This window comes from Enterobacter sp. TCD1-1, from assembly GCF_020567405.1.
Lineage (GTDB): Bacteria > Pseudomonadota > Gammaproteobacteria > Enterobacterales > Enterobacteriaceae > Enterobacter > Enterobacter quasiroggenkampii.
The window spans coordinates 2,030,744-2,049,663 of record NZ_JAJCXF010000001.1 but is presented as its reverse complement, the minus strand read 5'-3'; the positions used below and the strand labels follow the sequence as shown (position 1 = coordinate 2,049,663).

Annotated in this window: 18 protein-coding genes and 1 pseudogene; 15 read left to right on the top strand and 4 right to left on the bottom strand. The window is 53.6% G+C overall.

Annotated features, from left to right (window positions below; all coding sequences use genetic code 11):
* Positions 1 to 75 precede the first annotated feature (75 nt).
* Positions 76 to 159, top strand: a complete 84-nt coding sequence (azuC, locus tag LJA86_RS09890; RefSeq protein WP_014884364.1) for a stress response protein AzuC — start codon at positions 76 to 78, stop codon at positions 157 to 159.
* A gap of 109 nt (positions 160 to 268) precedes the next feature.
* The gene (locus LJA86_RS09885; RefSeq protein WP_008500405.1) at positions 269 to 520 is read left to right on the top strand and encodes a DUF2766 family protein; all 252 of its coding nucleotides are present in this window, start codon (positions 269 to 271) and stop codon (positions 518 to 520) included.
* A 42-nt stretch (positions 521 to 562) separates the two neighbouring features.
* Here the strand turns inward: LJA86_RS09885 and LJA86_RS09880 are convergent, their stop codons facing one another.
* On the bottom strand, positions 563 to 1,906 hold the full coding sequence (locus LJA86_RS09880) for an anaerobic C4-dicarboxylate transporter (RefSeq protein WP_069718974.1): 1,344 nt from the start codon (positions 1,904 to 1,906) through the stop codon (positions 563 to 565).
* A gap of 156 nt (positions 1,907 to 2,062) precedes the next feature.
* Positions 2,063 to 2,566, bottom strand: coding sequence for a non-heme ferritin-like protein (locus LJA86_RS09875; RefSeq protein WP_045908180.1), 504 nt, complete (start codon positions 2,564 to 2,566; stop codon positions 2,063 to 2,065).
* Between the two features lie 787 nt (positions 2,567 to 3,353).
* On the opposite strand from LJA86_RS09875, the gene araF reads away from it, so the two are divergent.
* The 5 genes and pseudogenes from araF (at position 3,354) to otsA (ending at position 9,311) form a co-directional block, all read left to right on the top strand.
* Entirely contained in the window at positions 3,354 to 4,343 is a 990-nt protein-coding gene (araF, locus tag LJA86_RS09870) for an arabinose ABC transporter substrate-binding protein AraF (protein ID WP_008500409.1), read from the top strand.
* A 71-nt stretch (positions 4,344 to 4,414) separates the two neighbouring features.
* On the top strand, positions 4,415 to 5,929 hold the full coding sequence (gene araG / locus LJA86_RS09865) for an L-arabinose ABC transporter ATP-binding protein AraG (protein ID WP_045908182.1): 1,515 nt from the start codon (positions 4,415 to 4,417) through the stop codon (positions 5,927 to 5,929).
* Positions 5,930 to 5,940: 11 nt separating this feature from the next.
* The gene (araH, locus tag LJA86_RS09860) at positions 5,941 to 6,930 is read left to right on the top strand and encodes an L-arabinose ABC transporter permease AraH (protein WP_175430159.1); all 990 of its coding nucleotides are present in this window, start codon (positions 5,941 to 5,943) and stop codon (positions 6,928 to 6,930) included.
* Positions 6,931 to 7,106: 176 nt separating this feature from the next.
* Positions 7,107 to 7,912, top strand: a pseudogene (gene otsB, locus LJA86_RS09855) (trehalose-phosphatase).
* Positions 7,887 to 9,311 (top strand): alpha,alpha-trehalose-phosphate synthase, encoded by a 1,425-nt coding sequence (gene otsA, locus LJA86_RS09850; RefSeq protein ID WP_045908185.1) that lies wholly within the window; start codon positions 7,887 to 7,889, stop codon positions 9,309 to 9,311. Before otsB ends, otsA begins: the two are co-directional and overlap by 26 nt.
* A gap of 15 nt (positions 9,312 to 9,326) precedes the next feature.
* Here otsA and uspC read toward each other — a convergent pair whose 3' ends face one another.
* Positions 9,327 to 9,755, bottom strand: a complete 429-nt coding sequence (gene uspC, locus LJA86_RS09845; RefSeq protein ID WP_229226078.1) for a universal stress protein UspC — start codon at positions 9,753 to 9,755, stop codon at positions 9,327 to 9,329.
* Positions 9,756 to 10,550: 795 nt separating this feature from the next.
* On the opposite strand from uspC, the gene flhD reads away from it, so the two are divergent.
* The 6 genes from flhD (at position 10,551) to cheW (ending at position 15,974) form a co-directional block, all read left to right on the top strand.
* Positions 10,551 to 10,901, top strand: coding sequence for a flagellar transcriptional regulator FlhD (gene flhD / locus LJA86_RS09840; protein WP_008500415.1), 351 nt, complete (start codon positions 10,551 to 10,553; stop codon positions 10,899 to 10,901).
* Between the two features lie 2 nt (positions 10,902 to 10,903).
* Entirely contained in the window at positions 10,904 to 11,482 is a 579-nt protein-coding gene (gene flhC, locus LJA86_RS09835; protein ID WP_008500416.1) for a flagellar transcriptional regulator FlhC, read from the top strand.
* A gap of 123 nt (positions 11,483 to 11,605) precedes the next feature.
* Positions 11,606 to 12,493, top strand: a complete 888-nt coding sequence (motA, locus tag LJA86_RS09830; RefSeq protein ID WP_008500417.1) for a flagellar motor stator protein MotA — start codon at positions 11,606 to 11,608, stop codon at positions 12,491 to 12,493.
* Entirely contained in the window at positions 12,490 to 13,419 is a 930-nt protein-coding gene (motB, locus tag LJA86_RS09825) for a flagellar motor protein MotB (RefSeq protein ID WP_032658606.1), read from the top strand. Before motA ends, motB begins: the two co-directional genes overlap by 4 nt.
* A 4-nt stretch (positions 13,420 to 13,423) precedes the next feature.
* The gene (cheA, locus tag LJA86_RS09820; protein ID WP_229226077.1) at positions 13,424 to 15,451 is read left to right on the top strand and encodes a chemotaxis protein CheA; all 2,028 of its coding nucleotides are present in this window, start codon (positions 13,424 to 13,426) and stop codon (positions 15,449 to 15,451) included.
* A gap of 19 nt (positions 15,452 to 15,470) precedes the next feature.
* On the top strand, positions 15,471 to 15,974 hold the full coding sequence (cheW, locus tag LJA86_RS09815) for a chemotaxis protein CheW (protein ID WP_008500420.1): 504 nt from the start codon (positions 15,471 to 15,473) through the stop codon (positions 15,972 to 15,974).
* A gap of 106 nt (positions 15,975 to 16,080) precedes the next feature.
* Here the strand turns inward: cheW and LJA86_RS09810 are convergent, their stop codons facing one another.
* Positions 16,081 to 17,340, bottom strand: a complete 1,260-nt coding sequence (locus LJA86_RS09810; RefSeq protein WP_229226076.1) for a dicarboxylate/amino acid:cation symporter — start codon at positions 17,338 to 17,340, stop codon at positions 16,081 to 16,083.
* Between the two features lie 430 nt (positions 17,341 to 17,770).
* On the opposite strand from LJA86_RS09810, the gene LJA86_RS09805 reads away from it, so the two are divergent.
* Positions 17,771 to 18,343: a Csu type fimbrial protein gene (locus tag LJA86_RS09805; protein WP_008500422.1), complete on the top strand. Its 573-nt coding sequence runs from the start codon at positions 17,771 to 17,773 to the stop codon at positions 18,341 to 18,343.
* A gap of 12 nt (positions 18,344 to 18,355) precedes the next feature.
* Positions 18,356 to 18,904 carry a spore coat U domain-containing protein gene (locus LJA86_RS09800; protein WP_045908190.1) on the top strand — a complete coding sequence of 183 codons (549 nt, stop codon included), beginning with the start codon at positions 18,356 to 18,358 and terminating at the stop codon, positions 18,902 to 18,904.
* Positions 18,905 to 18,920 lie beyond the last annotated feature (16 nt).

Sequence of the window (18,920 nt, the reverse complement as noted above, 5' to 3'; positions counted from 1 at the left end):
TTGATTTTTGTGATGGCGGTCATATTATAAGCAGGTTGACGATAAAGTTGTATAACAAGTTAATGGAGCATCATCGTGAAACTGCGCAAAATCCTGAAAAGTATGTGGGCCAATTACTGCCGCACCTTCAAAGACGTGCCGCCGGGCGCCATGTTCTGATAAAAAAACCTGCTTCGGCGGGTTTTTTTGTACCTGCAGGCGATGAAGGGAAGATGTCAGGGGGCGTGTTTTGGTACTATGGCGGCCTTTAAATAAGGAGAAAGCCCCCATGTCACAAAACCTGAGCGCCGATCAGGAACTGGTCTCTGACGTTGTCGCCTGCCAGCTGGTTATCAAACAAATCCTTGATGTTCTGGACGTGATTGCGCCGGTTGAAGTGCGCGAGAAGATGTCTACGCAGCTGAAAAACATCGACTTCGCCAGCCATCCTGCTGCCGCTGACCCGGTAACGCTGCGTGCGATCCAGAAAGCCATCGCGCTGATCGAGCTGCGATTCACGCCGCAGGGTGAATCTCACTAAAGCAGGGAAATGGGCGACGGTATGTGTCGCCCTTTGATGTTGTCAGAAGAACGTCTGAACCAGCAGGTAGCTCGCCGCACAGGCGCAGCTCACCCCAATCAGCCCTGGCAAAATGAAGCTGTGGTTGATGATAAATTTCCCGATGCGGGTCGTGCCTGACCGGTCAAAGCCGATGCAGGCCAAATCGCTGGGATAGGTCGGCAGGACAAAATAACCGTATGACGCCGGGAAAAAGGCGATCAGCATTTTCGGATCGATGCCCAGCATCAGCCCCATCGGTGCAACCGCCGTCAGCGCCGCCGCCTGGCTGTTCACCAGTTTTGACACCAGAAACAGCACAATCGCATATGTCCACGGGTGGCTTTTCACCACGCCCTCCAGCGCCAGCTTTAACTCGTCGAGATGCGCCTGGAAAAAAGTATCGCTCATCCACGCCACGCCAAAGACCGAGAAGATCGCGACCATACCGGCCTTGAAGACCGCGCCGTTAGAAATCGCGGAGGCATTGACCTTACAGACCATCAGCATCACGGCACCCGCAATTAACATCATCATCTGGATGACAAGGTTCATCGACAGGGCCGTCATTTTGCCTTTCAGTTCAAAGGCAGGGCGCAGCTCAGGGAAGGCCCCCAGCAGAACGACCACGGCAATACCGGCAAAGAAAATCCACGTGGACCAGTAGGCCTGTTTTGGGAAACGCTGATTCATTAACGTCTCCGTTCCGCCATAGATAAATTCACGTTGTTTAGGATCGTTCAGCTTTTCCTGGAACTCCGTGTCGTCGGCCAAATCTTTCCCACGGCGTAAACTCCACAGGGCCGCAATGGCCACCCCGAAAAGTGACGCGGGAACCGACACGGCAAGTATTTCCAGGATCCCCCACCCGTGACCGATCCCATGCTGGGCCGCCAGGATGGAGACCAGCGACACGACGGCAACCGAAACGGGGGAGGCCGTAATCGCCATCTGCGACGCCACCGATGCCACGGCCATGGGGCGCTCCGGGCGGATCCCTTTTTTCAACGCGATATCCGCAATGATGGGGAACATGGTGTAGACCACATGGCCGGTGCCGCACAGAAAGGTCAGCATCCAGGTGGTAAACGGAGCGAGCAGGGTGATGTGCTGCGGGTGTTTGCGCAGCAGGCGTTCCGCAAACTGCATCATGACGTTGAGGCCCCCCGCCGTTTGCAGGGTAGCGGCACAACCAATCACCGCGAGTATGGTCAGCATGACGTCAACCGGGGGTTTACCCGGCTGCAGACCAAAGACGAAACATAAAATAAAAAGACCAATACCGCTGATTAACCCAAGCCCCATCCCGCCGAAACGCGTACCCGTCAGCAGGCAGAGGAGAATGACAACAAACTCAATGGTGATCATGATGCTCCCTCGTCAATGATTATGTAATTAAATAAATCATCACACGTTGTGTGGTTAATCATTGGGAGCCAGATCTGATTTGTTAAATTTCAGCAAAAGCAGAAGGTTGGAGAGGGGAAGGGGACCTGCTCCCCGGGACGGAAGCAGGCCAAAAACTCAGTGGTGCTGCACCGCTACAATGTCGAGCAGGTGACGGTCGGTCTGCTCAGGACATAAACCTGCCTGCTGTGCATTATGGATCTCATCCGCCAGCGTCTTCAGCAGCAGGCCATCCTGCTGCTGCTCTTTGTCCATATCGCGTAAGAATCTGAGCGTCGTAATATCCTGCTGCGCTTTGGCTTCATCAGCCAGTTTGTTGAGGGTGCTGCAGCGTTGTTCATACTCTTCAAGCGTCTTCTGAAACAGTTCTTCCAGGCAAGAATAGCTCTCGTTGATCCCATCAAGGGCTTTAACGACAGGATTTGCCCCTGAGGCCTTCAGGAAGTTAAAGACACGCATCATATGGGTGACGTTACTTTGCGCCTGAGAGCGAAAGAAGGTGGCAGACCCCGTGAGACTGTTCTCAGCGCACCACGCACTTAAGTGCAGGTGCAGGTTGGAGGCATAGAACTCAAGGTTCATCTGCGCGTTAAGTTTTTGCATCATCGTTTGGGTAGCCATACTCATATCCTTATTGACGGTGGGACGTGATGTCCGTTGCTTAACCTGAGCGCCAGGCAAATACGAAGAAAAGAGCAGAAATACGCTTTCTGCAGTAAACGAAGTCGACCGAAATTCACTTCCTGTGTTCGATATAAATAAGCATACCCTTGTCCGTGGTCTAAGAAAACTCTTAAATAGGCTGTGTTTACCATACATTACAAACTTTAATATAGTACATAAATACAATTAGCTCGCCATCAATTTCCCTCTCATTAATGCATTGATAATTAATGGCTTTTACCGAAGAGATATACTGTTACTCTTTTGGGGATATTAAGCCGGAATAATGCTCCGTAAAAGAATGAATTACGGATTAATTATTTCGAATATATGATGCATTAATAAAATTGCGCTAAATCAAATTCTACGAAATAAATAACGCTCCGGACGTGCTGCGTTTTTGATGAAAAACATGCTGCAGCGTTCTGACGTCTGGGGTCCTCACGCCTGTTAAAAGGCATCAGGGATATCTTAGCTAATCTTATGGATAATCCTGCTCACCCTCGTTTCATTTGTCTGACAAATCCTGCCTTTTTTATGTCATTTTTCGCTGAATGTATGTACGCAATTACTGTAATTCTGCGGTGTGATGGGGCTCTCTTATGGAGGATTAATTTCCCGCTAAAACTATCACCAGCAATAACGCTTATGACGAGGTAAGCGCTAATGCCTTGTTTTAAGTCCGATTAAATAAGAAGCACGCAAATATTCCCTACAGAAAAGAAAGCTAAAGCTGGAGTTTACCATGCACAAATTTACTAAAGCGCTGGCGGCCATCGGTCTGGCTGCCGTTATGTCACAATCCGCTATTGCTGAGAATTTAAAACTCGGTTTTTTGGTAAAACAGCCTGAAGAGCCCTGGTTCCAGACGGAGTGGAAATTCGCCGATAAGGCCGGGAAAGACTTAGGTTTTGAAGTGATTAAAATCGCCGTGCCTGACGGTGAGAAAACCCTGAACGCCATCGACAGCCTGGCGGCCAGCGGCGCGAAAGGTTTTGTGATCTGCACGCCGGATCCCAAGCTGGGCTCGGCCATCGCGGCCAAGGCCCGGGGCTATGACATGAAGGTCATTGCCGTTGACGATCAGTTCGTTAACGCCAAAGGCAAACCGATGGACAGCGTCCCGCTGGTGATGATGGCGGCGACCAAAATCGGTGAGCGTCAGGGCCAGGAACTCTATAAAGAGATGCAAAAACGCGGCTGGGATGTCAAAGAGACCGCTGTGATGGCCATTACTGCGGATGAGCTGGACACGGCACGTCGTCGTACGACCGGGTCAATGGACGCGCTGAAAGCAGCCGGCTTCCCGGAAAAACAGATCTATAAAGTCCCAACCAAATCCAACGATATCCCGGGCGCATTCGACGCCGCGAACTCCATGCTGGTGCAGCATCCAGAAGTCAAACACTGGCTGGTGGTCGGCATGAACGACAACACCGTGCTGGGCGGGGTGCGCGCGACGGAAGGTCAGGGCTTCAAAGCGCCTGACGTGATCGGGATTGGCATCAACGGCGTTGACGCCGTCAGCGAGCTGTCCAAAGCGCAGGCAACCGGCTTCTACGGTTCACTGCTGCCAAGCCCGGACGTTCACGGCTACAAATCCAGCGAGATGCTCTACAACTGGGTCACCAAAGGGGCTGAACCGCCGAAATTTACCGAAGTGACCGACGTGGTGCTGATCACCCGCGACAACTTCAAAGAGGAGCTGGCGAAAAAAGGACTGGGCGGGAAGTAATACGCGGTGATTGTGCCCCTCATCCTTCGTGAGGGGCCTGACGTACACACTACAGGAATCACGGAGACGTTATGCGACAGTCTGATCCGTATCTCTCTTTTCGCGGCATCGGGAAAACCTTCCCCGGTGTTAACGCGCTGACCGATATCAGCTTCGACTGCTATGCCGGCCAGGTTCATGCCCTGATGGGGGAAAACGGTGCGGGAAAATCGACGCTGCTGAAAATCCTCAGCGGCAACTACTCGCCCACGACCGGCACGCTGGCGATCCGCGGCGAAGAGGTCGCTTTTGCCGATACCACGGCGGCGCTCAATGCCGGGGTAGCCATTATCTATCAGGAGCTGCACCTTATCCCTGAGATGACCGTGGCGGAAAATATCTATTTAGGACAGCTCCCGCACAAAGGCGGCGTGGTGAATCGTTCGCTACTTAATTATGAAGCGGGGCTGCAGCTTAAACACCTGGGTCTGGATGTCGATCCCCAGACGCCGCTGAAATATCTCTCCATCGGCCAGTGGCAGATGGTTGAAATTGCCAAGGCGCTGGCGCGTAACGCCAGAATTATTGCCTTCGATGAACCCACCAGTTCGCTCTCAAAGCGGGAAATCGAAAATCTGTTCCGCGTGATCCGCGAATTGCGTCAGGAAGGCCGGACGATTCTGTACGTTTCGCACCGCATGGAAGAGATATTTGCCCTGAGCGATGCCATCACCGTGTTTAAAGATGGACGCTATGTGCGCACCTTTACCGACATGGCGCAGGTGAACCATGACCAACTGGTCCAGGCGATGGTCGGACGCGATCTGGGTGATATCTATCACTGGCAGCCGCGCCAGTACGGCCCGGAACGCCTGCGCCTCGATAGCGTAAAAGCGCCGGGCGTCAGAACGCCGATTTCGTTATCCGTACGCAGCGGTGAAATCGTCGGCCTGTTTGGTCTGGTGGGCGCGGGGCGTAGCGAGTTGATGAAAGGTCTGTTCGGCGGTACCCGTATTACCGATGGGCAGGTCTCCATTGACGGCGAGCGGATCGATATTCAGAAACCAGCCCACGCGATCAGGGCGGGGATGATGCTCTGTCCGGAAGACCGGAAAGCGGAGGGCATTATTCCGGTGCACTCGGTGCGCGACAACATCAATATTTCCGCCCGGCGTAAGTTTATTCGCGCCGGTTGCCTGATAAACGATAGCTGGGAGTCGAGTAACGCCGACCACCATATTCGTTCACTGAATATCAAAACGCCGGGTCCGGAACAGCTGATCATGAATCTGTCAGGCGGAAACCAGCAGAAGGCCATTCTGGGCCGCTGGCTGTCAGAGGATATGAAGGTCATCTTACTGGATGAGCCGACGCGCGGTATCGACGTGGGGGCAAAACACGAGATTTATAACGTGATCTATGAGCTGGCAAAACGCGGCGTGGCGGTGCTTTTCGCCTCCAGCGATTTGCCTGAGGTGCTTGGCGTGGCCGACCGCATTGTGGTGATGCGTGAAGGCGAAATTGCCGGCGAATTACTTCATGAACAGGCGAATGAACAACAGGCGTTGAACCTCGCCATGCCTAAAGTTAGCCAGGCCGTCGCCTGAGTAAGGAGTTAATGATGTCCTCTGTTACTACATCCGGAGTGCCGAAGTCGAAGTCGGCGTTGAGCGTTGGGCGTATCTGGGATCAGTACGGCATGCTGGTGGTCTTTGCCGCACTGTTCGTCGCCTGCGCGATCTTTGTTCCCAATTTTGCCACCTTCATTAATATGAAGGGGCTGGGTCTCGCCATCTCCATGTCCGGGATGGTGGCCTGCGGGATGCTGTTCTGCCTGGCCTCCGGCGATTTTGACCTGTCGGTGGCGTCGGTGATTGCCTGCGCAGGCGTCACGACGGCCGTGGTGATCAACATGACGGAGAGCCTGTGGATTGGCGTCCTTGCTGGTCTGTTACTCGGCGTCATCAGCGGTCTGGTGAACGGTTTTGTCATCGCGCGCCTGAAGATTAACGCCCTGATCACGACGCTTGCGACAATGCAAATTGTCCGCGGGCTGGCCTATATCATCTCCGACGGTAAAGCGGTGGGGATTGAAGACGAACGCTTCTTCACGCTGGGGTACGCCAACTGGCTGGGTCTGCCTGCGCCTATCTGGCTGACGGTGGCCTGCCTGATCCTCTTCGGCTTCCTGCTTAACCGGACCACCTTTGGCCGTAATACGCTGGCGATTGGCGGTAATGAAGAGGCCGCCCGTCTGGCCGGGGTGCCGGTGGTGCGCACCAAGATTATTATCTTTGTGCTTTCAGGACTGGTTTCTGCCGCGGCGGGGATTATTCTGGCGTCGCGTATGACCAGCGGCCAGCCAATGACCTCTATCGGTTATGAGCTGATCGTCATTTCGGCCTGCGTGCTAGGGGGCGTTTCCCTCAAGGGCGGCATCGGAAAAATCTCATATGTGGTGGCCGGTATCCTGATTTTAGGGACGGTAGAGAACGCCATGAACCTGCTGAATATTTCGCCGTTCTCGCAGTACGTGGTACGTGGTCTGATCCTGCTGGCAGCGGTGATTTTCGACCGTTACAAGCAAAAAGCGAAGCGTACCGTATAACCGTTTTGCACCTCTTTTATTGCTCAACTTATAACCATAGTTGACCCCTTAACCGCCCCGCCAGTAAAACTGGCGGGGCGGTTGTCAAATGGCGAGCGACGTCACACTGTCTATACTTACATGGCTATGAAAGAGGTAAAGGCGTTTGCCTCTCGTCAACCGTAAGGAGGAAAAGGGTGGCTGACTTGTTAACCGCACCGCCTGTACTGCCCGGACACTATGCTTTCTTTTTTGATCTCGACGGCACGCTCGCCGGGATAAAACCGCACCCCGATCAGGTGTCTATTCCGGAGGCGGTGTTACAGGATTTGCATCAGCTCTCGCTCATGAATGAGGGAGCACTGGCATTGATATCAGGGCGCTCAATGGCCGAGCTGGATCTGCTCGCCAGTCCATACCACTTTCCGCTGGCCGGTGTACACGGAGCGGAGCGCCGCGACATCCATGATCAAACGCATATCGTTTCACTCCCCGACGCACTCACGCAAACGCTTCAGAAGCAGCTCTCTGCTGCGCTGGCAGACCTGCCTGGCACCGAGCTGGAAGCCAAAGGCATGGCCTTTGCCCTGCATTATCGCCAGGCGCCGCAGCATGAAGCTGCCGTGCTTGCGCTTGCTCAGACGGTTGCGGATGAACATCCACAGCTGGCGCTGCAGCCGGGCAAATGCGTGGTGGAGTTAAAGCCTAAGGGGATTAATAAAGGCGCAGCCATCGCCGCATTTATGGCGGAGGCACCTTTTAAGGGCCGGACGCCTGTTTTCTTTGGGGATGACCTGACCGACGAGGCCGGGTTCCGTGTGGTTAATCAGGCCGGAGGGATCACCGTTAAGGTAGGGCCTGGTGACACTGTCGCCGAATGGCGGCTGGCGGATGTCGCCAGCGTTTGGCAGTGGGTATCTGATATCGCTAACCAGCAACAACAACAAAAATAGCGCAAAACAAAGGGGGAAACCATTATGGGTCGCTTAGTCGTCGTCTCTAACCGAATCGCACCGCCTGATGATAAAAAAGCCAGTGCGGGTGGCCTGGCGGTAGGGGTGTTAGGTGCCTTGAAAGCCGCTGGCGGGCTGTGGTTTGGCTGGAGCGGAGAAATCAGTGAAGAAGAGAAACCGCTCAAAAAAGTGACGCGCGGGAACATCACGTGGGCGTCGTTTGCACTGAAAGAGAAAGACTACGACGAGTATTACTCGCAGTTCTCGAATGCCGTCCTGTGGCCGGCGTTTCACTATCGTCTTGACCTGGTCAAATTCCAGCGTGAATCCTTCGAAGGCTACGCGCGCGTGAATGCGCTGCTGGCGGATAAACTGCTGCCTTTAATAGAAGAAGACGATATTTTATGGATCCACGATTATCACCTGCTGCCGTTCGCCAGAGAGCTGCGAAAGAGGGGAGTGAATAACCGGATTGGCTTCTTCCTGCACATCCCGTTCCCGACGCCGGAAATTTTTACCGCGCTGCCGCCGCATGAAGAGCTGCTGGAGGCGCTGTGTGACTACGATTTGCTGGGCTTCCAGACGGAAAATGACCGACTGGCATTCCTTGACTCCGTGTCAGGGAAAGCGCGTCTGGTGACCAAAGGCGGGAAAACCCATACGGCGTGGGGAAAAACGTTCCACACCGAAGTGTATCCAATAGGGATTGAACCTGACGAAATCGCGGAGCAGGCCGCTGGCCCGCTGCCGCCAAAGCTGGCGCAGCTTAAGAATGAACTCAAGCACGTGAAAAATATCTTCTCAGTCGAGCGTCTTGATTATTCCAAAGGCCTGCCGGAGCGCTTCCTGGCATATGAAACGCTGCTGGATAAATATCCGGAGCATCACGGTAAAATCCGTTATACCCAGATTGCGCCGACGTCGCGCGGTGAGGTTCAGGCCTATCAGGACATTCGCCATCAGCTGGAGACAGAAGCAGGGCGGATTAATGGCCGCTACGGGCAGTTGGGCTGGACACCGCTGTTTTATCTGAACCAGCACTTTGACCGTAAGATCCTGATGAAGGTCTTCCGCTACGCGGATGTCGGCCTGGTGACGCCGCTGCGCGACGGGATGAACCTGGTCGCGAAAGAATACGTGGCGGCGCAGGATCCCGCCGATCCGGGGGTACTGGTGCTCTCCCAGTTTGCCGGGGCCGCAAATGAGCTCACGTCGGCGCTGATTGTGAACCCTTACGATCGCGATGACGTGGCTAACGCCCTGAACCGCGCGCTGACCATGCCGCTTACAGAGCGTATTTCCCGCCATGCTGAAATGATGGAGACGATCCGGAAAAACGATATTAACCACTGGCAGGCGCGTTTTATTCAGGATCTCCGCGATATCGCCCCACAAAGCCATGAAGGCGATTTACAAAAAAAGATCGCAACCTTCCCTAAACTTGCCTGATATTTCCCTGGGGGGTTAACGCCCCCCAAGCGGTACTAACAGCACATCAACCTGGCTTGACGCGACAATAGATTTCGCCGCGCAGGCCGCGCGCGATAAAAAGCTGTAGTTATGATTCCCGCATATCACTAAATCAATATTCTGTTTACGACACATATCGAGAATATGGGCATTAAGTTCTCCTGTCGCAATAACGGTCTCAAAGACGGGATAATCTGCCTTTTCTACCAGCTCGCGCAGGAATTGCTGCGTTTCCTCCTGAAGTACCTCACGAATATCCTCCAGCATAGGGGCAGCCAGCTGATTATACATCTCCGGTTCGGCCGCAAGCGTGATGAGGCTGATGCGGGCATTGTGGGGTCTGGCAATGGACACCGCCCGGGCGACGAGTTGATGGCTTTCTGGGGAAGCAGCAACAGAAACAAGTAGATGGGAGTAACTCATGGCGCACTCCTTGGGTGTCTGACTGACAGCGTTTGATCACCTTTACCGCGAATTTCGGGGTTCTGCAAGGGCTGATTACGACATTAGTGTGAAGCTTATCATAATTATTCATTAATTATTCTTATAAGAAGAATAACTGAAAAATGGGCCTAAATGAAAAAAATTAACAACTTAACGTAAATCACACAAATTTATGCCTTGACTGTTGAATCGTTTTTACGCGTTACAAAATCATTTCGAATGATCACGGACTGAAACATCTTTTTTAGGCTCCCTGCATAACTCTATGTTTTTTCACAGTAAGAAAAATGTTTCCCTAAGGGGTGTTTGATGTAAATGTTTCCGCGCCATGCTCCCCGATGGAAAAGCACATTGCATGCCAGTTCTGATCCCCCTTCTGCATGAGTATTCGTCAATTAAGAATACAAAACAGTGCCGATTGGTCAATAAGTGAACAAATTACAAGTCATACTGATGGATTTATGGGTCATATTCACTTAAATTGTGTGACGTGGATCACATTTTTTTTAAATTTGAGGATGGCTGGATTGTATGTGTCAAAACTGACGAGTAGAGTTTGCGTCGAATTAGGAAAAATCTTAGTTATTTGTAAGAAATGATAAAACATGTAAGAGACGCATTCGCGTTTCCTCTCTTACGCGTTTCGATGAATACAAACCTAAATTCAACTATGCATTTAGCCTTTTCTTTTTTATACCGGGTGATTTCCCGGCGACATCACGGGGTGCGGTCTTTCCGCATAAAAATAATAGTTGGTTATTCGGGATGGGAACAATGCATACATCCGAGTTGCTAAAACATATCTATGACATCAATTTGTCGTATTTACTGCTCGCGCAGCGTTTGATTAGTCAGGACAAGGCGTCCGCGATGTTTCGTCTGGGTATTAACGAAGAAATGGCAACCATGCTGGGCGGCTTAACCCTCCCGCAGATGGTTAAACTGGCTGAAACGAATCAACTGGTTTGCCAGTTCCGTTTCGATGATTCACAGACAATAACGCGTCTGACGCAGGAGTCCCGTGTAGACGATCTTCAACAGATCCATACCGGTATTCTTCTTTCCACTCGCTTGCTTAACGAAATCAGCCAGCCTGATGACGTAGCCCGTAAGAAAAGGGCCTAGCAATGAGCGAGAAAAGCATTGTTCAGGAAGCGCGTGACATACAGTTAGCCATGGAGCTGATTACACTGGGTGCTCGTTTACAAATGCTGGAAAGCGAGACGCAGTTGAGCCGTGGCCGTCTGATCAAACTGTACAAAGAGTTACGTGGTAGTCCCCCGCCGAAAGGCATGCTGCCGTTTTCTACCGACTGGTTTATGACGTGGGAGCAGAATATTCATGCTTCCATGTTCTGTAATGCCTGGCAGTATCTTCTCAAAACCGGTTTGTGTAGCGGCGTTGACGCCGTGATCAAAGCCTACAAACTTTACCTTGAACAATGCCCACAGCAGGAAGAAGGCCCTCTGCTGGCGCTGACCCGCGCATGGACGCTGGTGCGTTTTGTTGAGAGCGGAATGCTTGAGCTGTCGCGCTGCAACTGCTGCAACGGCAATTTTATTACCCATGCTCATCAGCCTGCAGGCAGCTTCGCCTGTAGTTTATGTCAGCCTCCATCCCGCGCAGTAAAAAGACGTAAACTTTCCCGGGATGCTGCCGATATTATTCCACAACTGCTGGATGAACAGATCGAACAAGCTGTTTAACCCGAACGTGTGGGAAAGATTCCAGCAGCGGTAAGCGATTACCGCTGCTTTTTTTTACCCCGTAAACGGTCAACGCTGCGAGCTGGACGTCCTTGCCATAGTCACTAGCGGAAGGATGATGTCGTGCTTATCTTATTAGGTTACCTGGTAGTTCTCGGTACAGTTTTCGGCGGTTACATGATGACCGGCGGGCACCTTGGAGCACTCTATCAACCGGCTGAACTTATTATCATCGGCGGCGCAGGGGTAGGGGCTTTTATCGTTGGTAACAACGGTAAATCGATCAAGGGCACGCTGAAAGCAATTCCATTGCTGTTCCGTCGCTCGAAATACACCAAAAGCATGTATATGGATCTGCTGGCACTGCTCTATCGCTTGATGGCGAAGTCGCGTCAGCAGGGCATGTTCTCGCTCGAGCGGGATATTGAAAACCCGAAAGAGAGCGAAATTTTTGCCAGCTATCCGCGCATTCTTGCTGATGCCATGATGCTGGATTTCATCGTCGACTATCTGCGACTGATCATCAGCGGCAACATGAATACCTTCGAAATCGAAGCGCTGATGGATGAAGAAATTGAAACCCATGAAAGCGAATCTGAAGTACCGGCCAACAGTCTGGCGCTGGTCGGCGACTCGCTTCCGGCATTCGGTATCGTTGCCGCGGTCATGGGGGTGGTTCACGCGCTGGCCTCAGCAGACCGTCCGGCAGCGGAGCTCGGTGCGCTGATTGCCCATGCGATGGTGGGAACCTTCCTCGGTATTTTGCTGGCGTATGGCTTTATCTCTCCGCTGGCCAGCGTGCTGCGCCAGAAGAGCGCGGAAACCACCAAAATGATGCAGTGCGTGAAGATCACGCTGCTCTCTAACCTCAACGGTTATGCGCCACCGATCGCGGTTGAGTTTGGCCGTAAAACGCTTTACTCCAGCGAGCGTCCGTCGTTTATCGAGCTTGAAGAACACGTGCGTGCGGTGAAAAACCCAAACCAACAGACGACAACTGAGGACGCATGAAAAACCAGTCCCATCCGATCGTCATCGTAAAAAAACGCAAGCACAAGGGCGGTGGGCATGGCGCGCACGGCTCGTGGAAAATCGCGTACGCCGATTTTATGACCGCAATGATGGCGTTCTTTCTGGTGATGTGGCTGATCTCCATCTCCAGCCCAAAAGAACTGATCCAGATTGCCGAGTATTTCCGCACGCCGCTGGCAACGGCGGTGGCTGGCGGACCGCGTATCTCTAACAGCGAAAGCCCGATCCCGGGCGGCGGCGATGATTACACCCAGCAGAAGGGTGAGGTGAAAAAAGAGCCGAACATCGACGAGCTGAAGAGAAAGATGGAACAGGCGCGCCTGAAGAAACTGCGTGGCGATCTCGACCAGCTGATTGAAGCGGATCCGAAGCTGCGCGCGCTGCGACCGCATCTGAAGATTGATCTGGTGCAGGAAGGGCTGCGTATCCAGATTATCGACAGTCAGAACCGCCCGATGTTTAAAACCGGGAGTGCGGAAGTTGAACCGTACATGCGCGATATTCTGCGCGCAATTGCACCGGTGCTGAACGGCATTCCTAACCGAATCAGCCTGTCAGGACACACGGACGATTTCCCGTACGCCAGTGGGGAGAAGGGATACAGCAACTGGGAACTTTCTGCCGATCGTGCCAACGCCTCGCGTCGCGAGCTGGTGGTAGGTGGGCTTGATGATGGCAAGGTACTGCGCGTAGTCGGCATGGCCGCAACCATGCGCGTTTCCGACCGCGGGCCGGATGATGCCATCAACCGTCGTATCAGTCTTTTAGTGCTGAACCAGCAGGCGGAGCAGGCCATCCTGCATGAAAACGCCGAAAGTCAGAATGAGTCACTGGACGATTTAAAACAGCCTGGGGCCGTTCCTTCGGCTGCCGTTCCAACATCGCCACCAGCCAATCCGAGGTGATAGCGTGAGCATGGATATTAGCGATTTTTACCAGACATTCTTTGATGAAGCCGACGAATTGTTGGCCGATATGGAGCAACACTTGCTCGATTTGGTGCCCGAAGCACCGGATTCCGAGCAGCTCAATGCCATCTTCCGTGCGGCGCATTCCATTAAAGGCGGAGCCGGAACGTTTGGATTTACCATCCTGCAGGAAACGACCCATTTAATGGAAAACCTGCTTGATGAAGCACGACGCGGTGAGATGCAGCTCAATACCGACATTATCAACCTGTTTTTGGAAACCAAAGATATTATGCAGGAACAGCTCGACGCCTATAAAAGTTCGGCAGAGCCTGATGCCGCCAGCTTTGAATACATCTGCAATGCGCTGCGCCAGCTCGCGCTGGAAGCAAAAGGTGAGGTTGCCGCAGCCGTGGTTCCTGCCGCAAAACTGAGCGTTGTGGATACGGTTGCCGCGCAGGCGTCTGCCCCTGCTGACGCACCGGCAGGCAAGCTGCGCGTTGTGCTGTCTCGCCTGAAAGAGAATGAAGTTAACCTGCTGGAAGAAGAACTGGGTAACCTGGCGAAATTAAGCAACGTGGTAAAAGGCAAAGACAGCCTGGCCGCGACGCTTGATGACGGTATTGGCCAGGACGATATCGTGGCGGTGCTGTGCTTTGTGATTGAAGCCGATCAAATCGCCTTCGAAACCGAAACTGTCGCAGTTGACGCCCCTGTGGCTGCGGAAGAGGTGGCTGTTGTCGCCCAGGCCGCCGCACCGGCTGCGGCCCCGGCGCTGAAGGCGGTGCCAAAAGAAGCTGCTGCACCGGGCCGTGGTGAAAAACCTGCCGCGCGCTCCAGCGAGTCGACCAGCATCCGTGTTGCCGTTGAGAAGGTTGACCAGCTGATTAACCTGGTGGGCGAACTGGTGATCACCCAGTCGATGCTGGCGCAACGTTCAAACGAACTCGACCCGGTCACCCACGGGGATTTGATTACCAGCATGGGCCAGCTACAGCGTAACGCCCGCGACCTGCAGGAATCGGTCATGTCCATCCGTATGATGCCGATGGAATATGTCTTCAGCCGCTTCCCGCGTCTGGTCCGCGACCTTGCCAGCAAGCTGAACAAGCAGATTGAACTGACCCTGATGGGCAGCTCAACCGAACTGGATAAGAGCCTGATCGAGCGCATCATTGACCCGTTAACGCACCTGGTGCGTAACAGCCTCGACCACGGTATCGAACTGCCGGAAAACCGCATTGCCGCCGGGAAATCGCCGGTCGGCAACCTGATTCTCTCTGCGGAACACCAGGGCGGGAACATTTGTATCGAAGTGACCGATGACGGCGCCGGTCTGAACCGCGAGCGCATCCTGGCAAAAGCGATTTCGCAGGGGATGGCGGTCAATGAAAACATGACCGACGAAGAAGTGGGCATGCTGATCTTCGCGCCGGGCTTCTCTACCGCAGAGCAGGTGACCGACGTCTCCGGGCGCGGCGTGGGCATGGACGTGGTGAAACGTAACATCCAGGAGATGGGCGGCCACGTTGAAATCCAGTCTAAACAGGGTTCCGGCACCACCATTCGCATCCTGCTGCCGCTGACGCTGGCGATCCTCGACGGCATGTCCGTCAAGGTGGCGGACGAAGTCTTTATCCTGCCGCTGAACGCGGTGATGGAATCCCTGCAGCCGCGTGAGGAAGATCTGCATCCGCTGGCGGGCGGCGAGCGCGTGCTCGAGGTTCGCGGTGAGTACCTGCCGCTGGTGGAACTGTGGAAAGTGTTCGAAGTGGACGGGGCGAAGACCGAGGCCACGCAGGGTATCGTGGTGATCCTGCAAAGCGCGGGCCGCCGCTATGCGCTGCTGGTCGATCAGCTGATTGGCCAGCACCAGGTGGTGGTGAAGAACCTCGAAAGCAACTACCGCAAAGTGCCGGGTATTTCTGCCGCCACCATTCTGGGTGATGGTAGCGTGGCGCTGATCGTCGACGTGTCGGCGCTTCAGGGATTAAATCGTGAACAACGTGTGGCGTACACAGCCGCCTGATTAAGTAGAAGGTAATAACATGACCGGTATGAGTAATGTAACGAAACTGGCGGGCGAGCCATCAGGACAGGAATTTCTGGTATTCACTTTAGGCGATGAAGAGTACGGCATCGATATCCTGAAAGTGCAGGAAATCCGTGGTTACGACCAGGTTACCCGCATCGCTAACACGCCTGCGTTTATTAAAGGTGTCACCAACCTGCGTGGCGTCATTGTGCCCATCGTGGACCTGCGCGTGAAGTTCAGCCAGGGCGACGTTGATTACAACGACAACACTGTGGTGATCGTCCTGAACCTGGGGCAGCGCGTGGTAGGTATCGTGGTGGATGGCGTGTCTGACGTGCTTTCCCTGACCTCTGACCAGATTCGTCCTGCGCCGGAGTTTGCGGTCACGCTGTCGACCGAATACCTGACCGGTCTGGGCGCGCTCGGCGAGCGTATGCTGATTCTGGTGAACATTGAGAAGCTGCTGAACAGCGATGAGATGGCGCTGCTGGATATCGCCGCGAGTCACGTAGCGTAGGTAAATGCAAAACGGCAACCCAGGTTGCCGTTTTTTGTGTTTGCTCCCTCTCCCTGTGGGAGAGGGTTGGGGTGAGGGCATCAGGCCTCACCCTTTTTTCATACCCTTAAGCTTCCTGCTTTACCAGCTCAGCGTCCGCTTCCCGCGCACCTTCATTCTGCGACAGCATCGCGGTCGCAATACCATTCCCCAACACGTTAATCGCGGAACGGCCCATATCCAGGAAGTGGTCGATCCCCATCAGCAGCAAAATACCGGCGACCGGGATGTTGAAGCTTGGGATCGTCGCGGCCAGCACCACCAGCGAGGAGCGCGGTACGCCCGCAATCCCTTTTGAGGCCAGCATCAGGGTCAGCATCAGCACCGTCACTTCAGAGAAGCTCAGGTGAATGTTGTACGCCTGAGCGATAAACATTGAGGCGAAAGAGCAGTACACCATCGACCCCACCAGGTTGAAGGAATAGCCAATCGGCAGAACGAAAGAGGCGATGTTGCGCGAGCAGCCAAAACGCTCCAGCTGCTCCAGCGTTTTAGGGTAGGCCGCTTCAGAACTGCTGGTGGTAAACGCCACCAGAACTGGATCTTTCAGCATGCTGACCAGGCGGAACACCTCTTTTTTCAGCACCATGTAACCCACGGCCAGCAGCACCATGCAGGTGAGAAGAATGGCAACATAGTAGCCGCCAATAAAGGAGGCATAGTTCAACAGAATGCCCAGACCCTGCGTGGCGATAACGGAGGAGATTGCCGCGAAAATGGCCAGCGGCGCAACGTACATCACATAACCCGTGACCTTCAGCATGATATGGGAAACCACGTCCAGCGCAGCCACCAGTGGGGCATTGAATTTCTGCCCCAGCGACGCGCCGCCAATGCCGAAGAACATGGAGAACACCACAATCTGCAGGATCTCATTGTTCGACATCGCCCCCGCGATGCTGGTTGGAATGGTGTGTGACAGGAACGCTTTCAGCGTCATGCCCCCAACGGCCAGACCGGTATCCACCGCCTCAGTCGGGACGGTCAGGTTCAGCCCGCTTCCCGGATGCTCCAGCGTGACGATAAACAGGCCGACCAGAATAGAGAGCACGGATGAGCTGATAAACCATACCATCGCTTTGCCGCCCACGCGGCCAATGGTAGAGGTTTCGCCCAGCTTCATAATGCCGACGGTGAGCGTACTTAACACCAGTGGGGCAATGACCATTTTGATCAGTCGGAGGAAAATATCGGTCAGAAGGGTAATATTATCCGACCAGGCTTTGATGGCATCCGCAGATGCATATTCATGAATTGCTGCCCCTGAAAGAATACCCGCCAGCATGAATATCACGATGAAGAGTGTGAGTTTGTTTGCACTTGCCACGAAAAAAGACCCTCTATGCGCTTCAGATGTAGCCCGCGGCGATACATATAAATTTTTTATTACGACGCGGGAAATTATTCGGCACATAAATTGACGCAAAGCGTAGGGGGATACAACTCCTTTTTAAGTTTTATTAATTTTGTTGTTATTGCCATGACGATATATTGTGATCTACATCACACTTTAATGGATATATTCTCAGAAAATAAATTAAAAAAGCGGAAAAAATGATTTTAACTACATGTTATTTAAGGAAATAAGAAGTCAATAAGACAAAGTGCTTATGCGTTAAGGGGCAGGTGGTCGAAGCGATATCCGTAAACTAAATTCTCAATAACCCCCCTCAGAGGAACATTAAGCGGGGCTAACATCTTGAACGAAATAAATAAAATGTGGCAAGGGAACGGAGACGTCTTCTGGAGGGTGGTAAATGAAAAGAAAACTCCTTTTGATCTGCGCAGGCACCTTACTGACTGCGACAACGGTCCATCAGGCGCTGGCCGTTACCAGTAGCGGCACCATCGGCGCGACGCTGACACTCACGAACGGCTGTCTGATAAACGGATCGCCCACGCAAAACGGCATTAACTTCGGGACACTGGATTTCGGCACCCATCCCGCAACGTTTTCCACTCTGACCACCCAGCTCACCGGCGCCAGCGGCGGAAACACCTTCACCATTCAATGTACCACCGCCAGCTATACGGTGGCGATCACCGGCAACACCAACTCCACCGCTCCCGGTACCGTTGTTGGCACCCCAGGAACACCTGCCCGCTATCTGGTTAACACCGCCAACGCGGCACAGGGCGTGGCGTACAGCCTGTACAGCGATAGTGGGTTTAACAGCGTGATTGCCAATAACACCGCGTTGCCGATCGCCTCTACGGCGGGAGGGGTGGACAGTTACACCCTCTACGGACGTATTACCGGCGGCGGTAACAGCGTGACGGTCGTACCCGGAACCTACACCGACACGATTAACGTCAGCGTAACCTATTAATTCTGCACCGCCATGAAGGCAACTCTCACAGGTCTGCGCATATGCGCAGAGGGACACGTGCAGCCTTTTTTCGCGCTGATCGTCGGATTGCTGATGACGCCCGCGGCGAATGCGGTGACATCACAGTCCTTTAAAGTCAGCGCGACCATCGTCCCGGGATGTGTGGTGACGACCGGCAGCGGAGGGCTTCTCGGGACGCTGGATTTTGGCACCCATAACGGCGTCGAGAGCGCACCGGTCAGCACCAGTTTTGTGCCAAACGGGGCCTTATCTATCGCCTGCACGCCAGGCGTGGCGCTGAGCATGAGCATTAATGGCGGCCAGAATTATTCAACCGTTCGCCGCATGAAACGCTCGAACGGCGCCGACGTGGTGGGATACCGGCTTTACAGCAGCAGCTCGCTGGCCGCGAACAGCGAAATTGGCGTCAACCAGGCGATACCGGTGACCTATAGCAACAGCAATAACATCGCGCTGCCGCTTTTTGGCGTGGCGCTACTGACCGGATTTAGCCCGGCAGGAACATATTCCGATCAGCTCACTGTGACCTTGTCATGGTAATAAAGGGAGAGTGTTG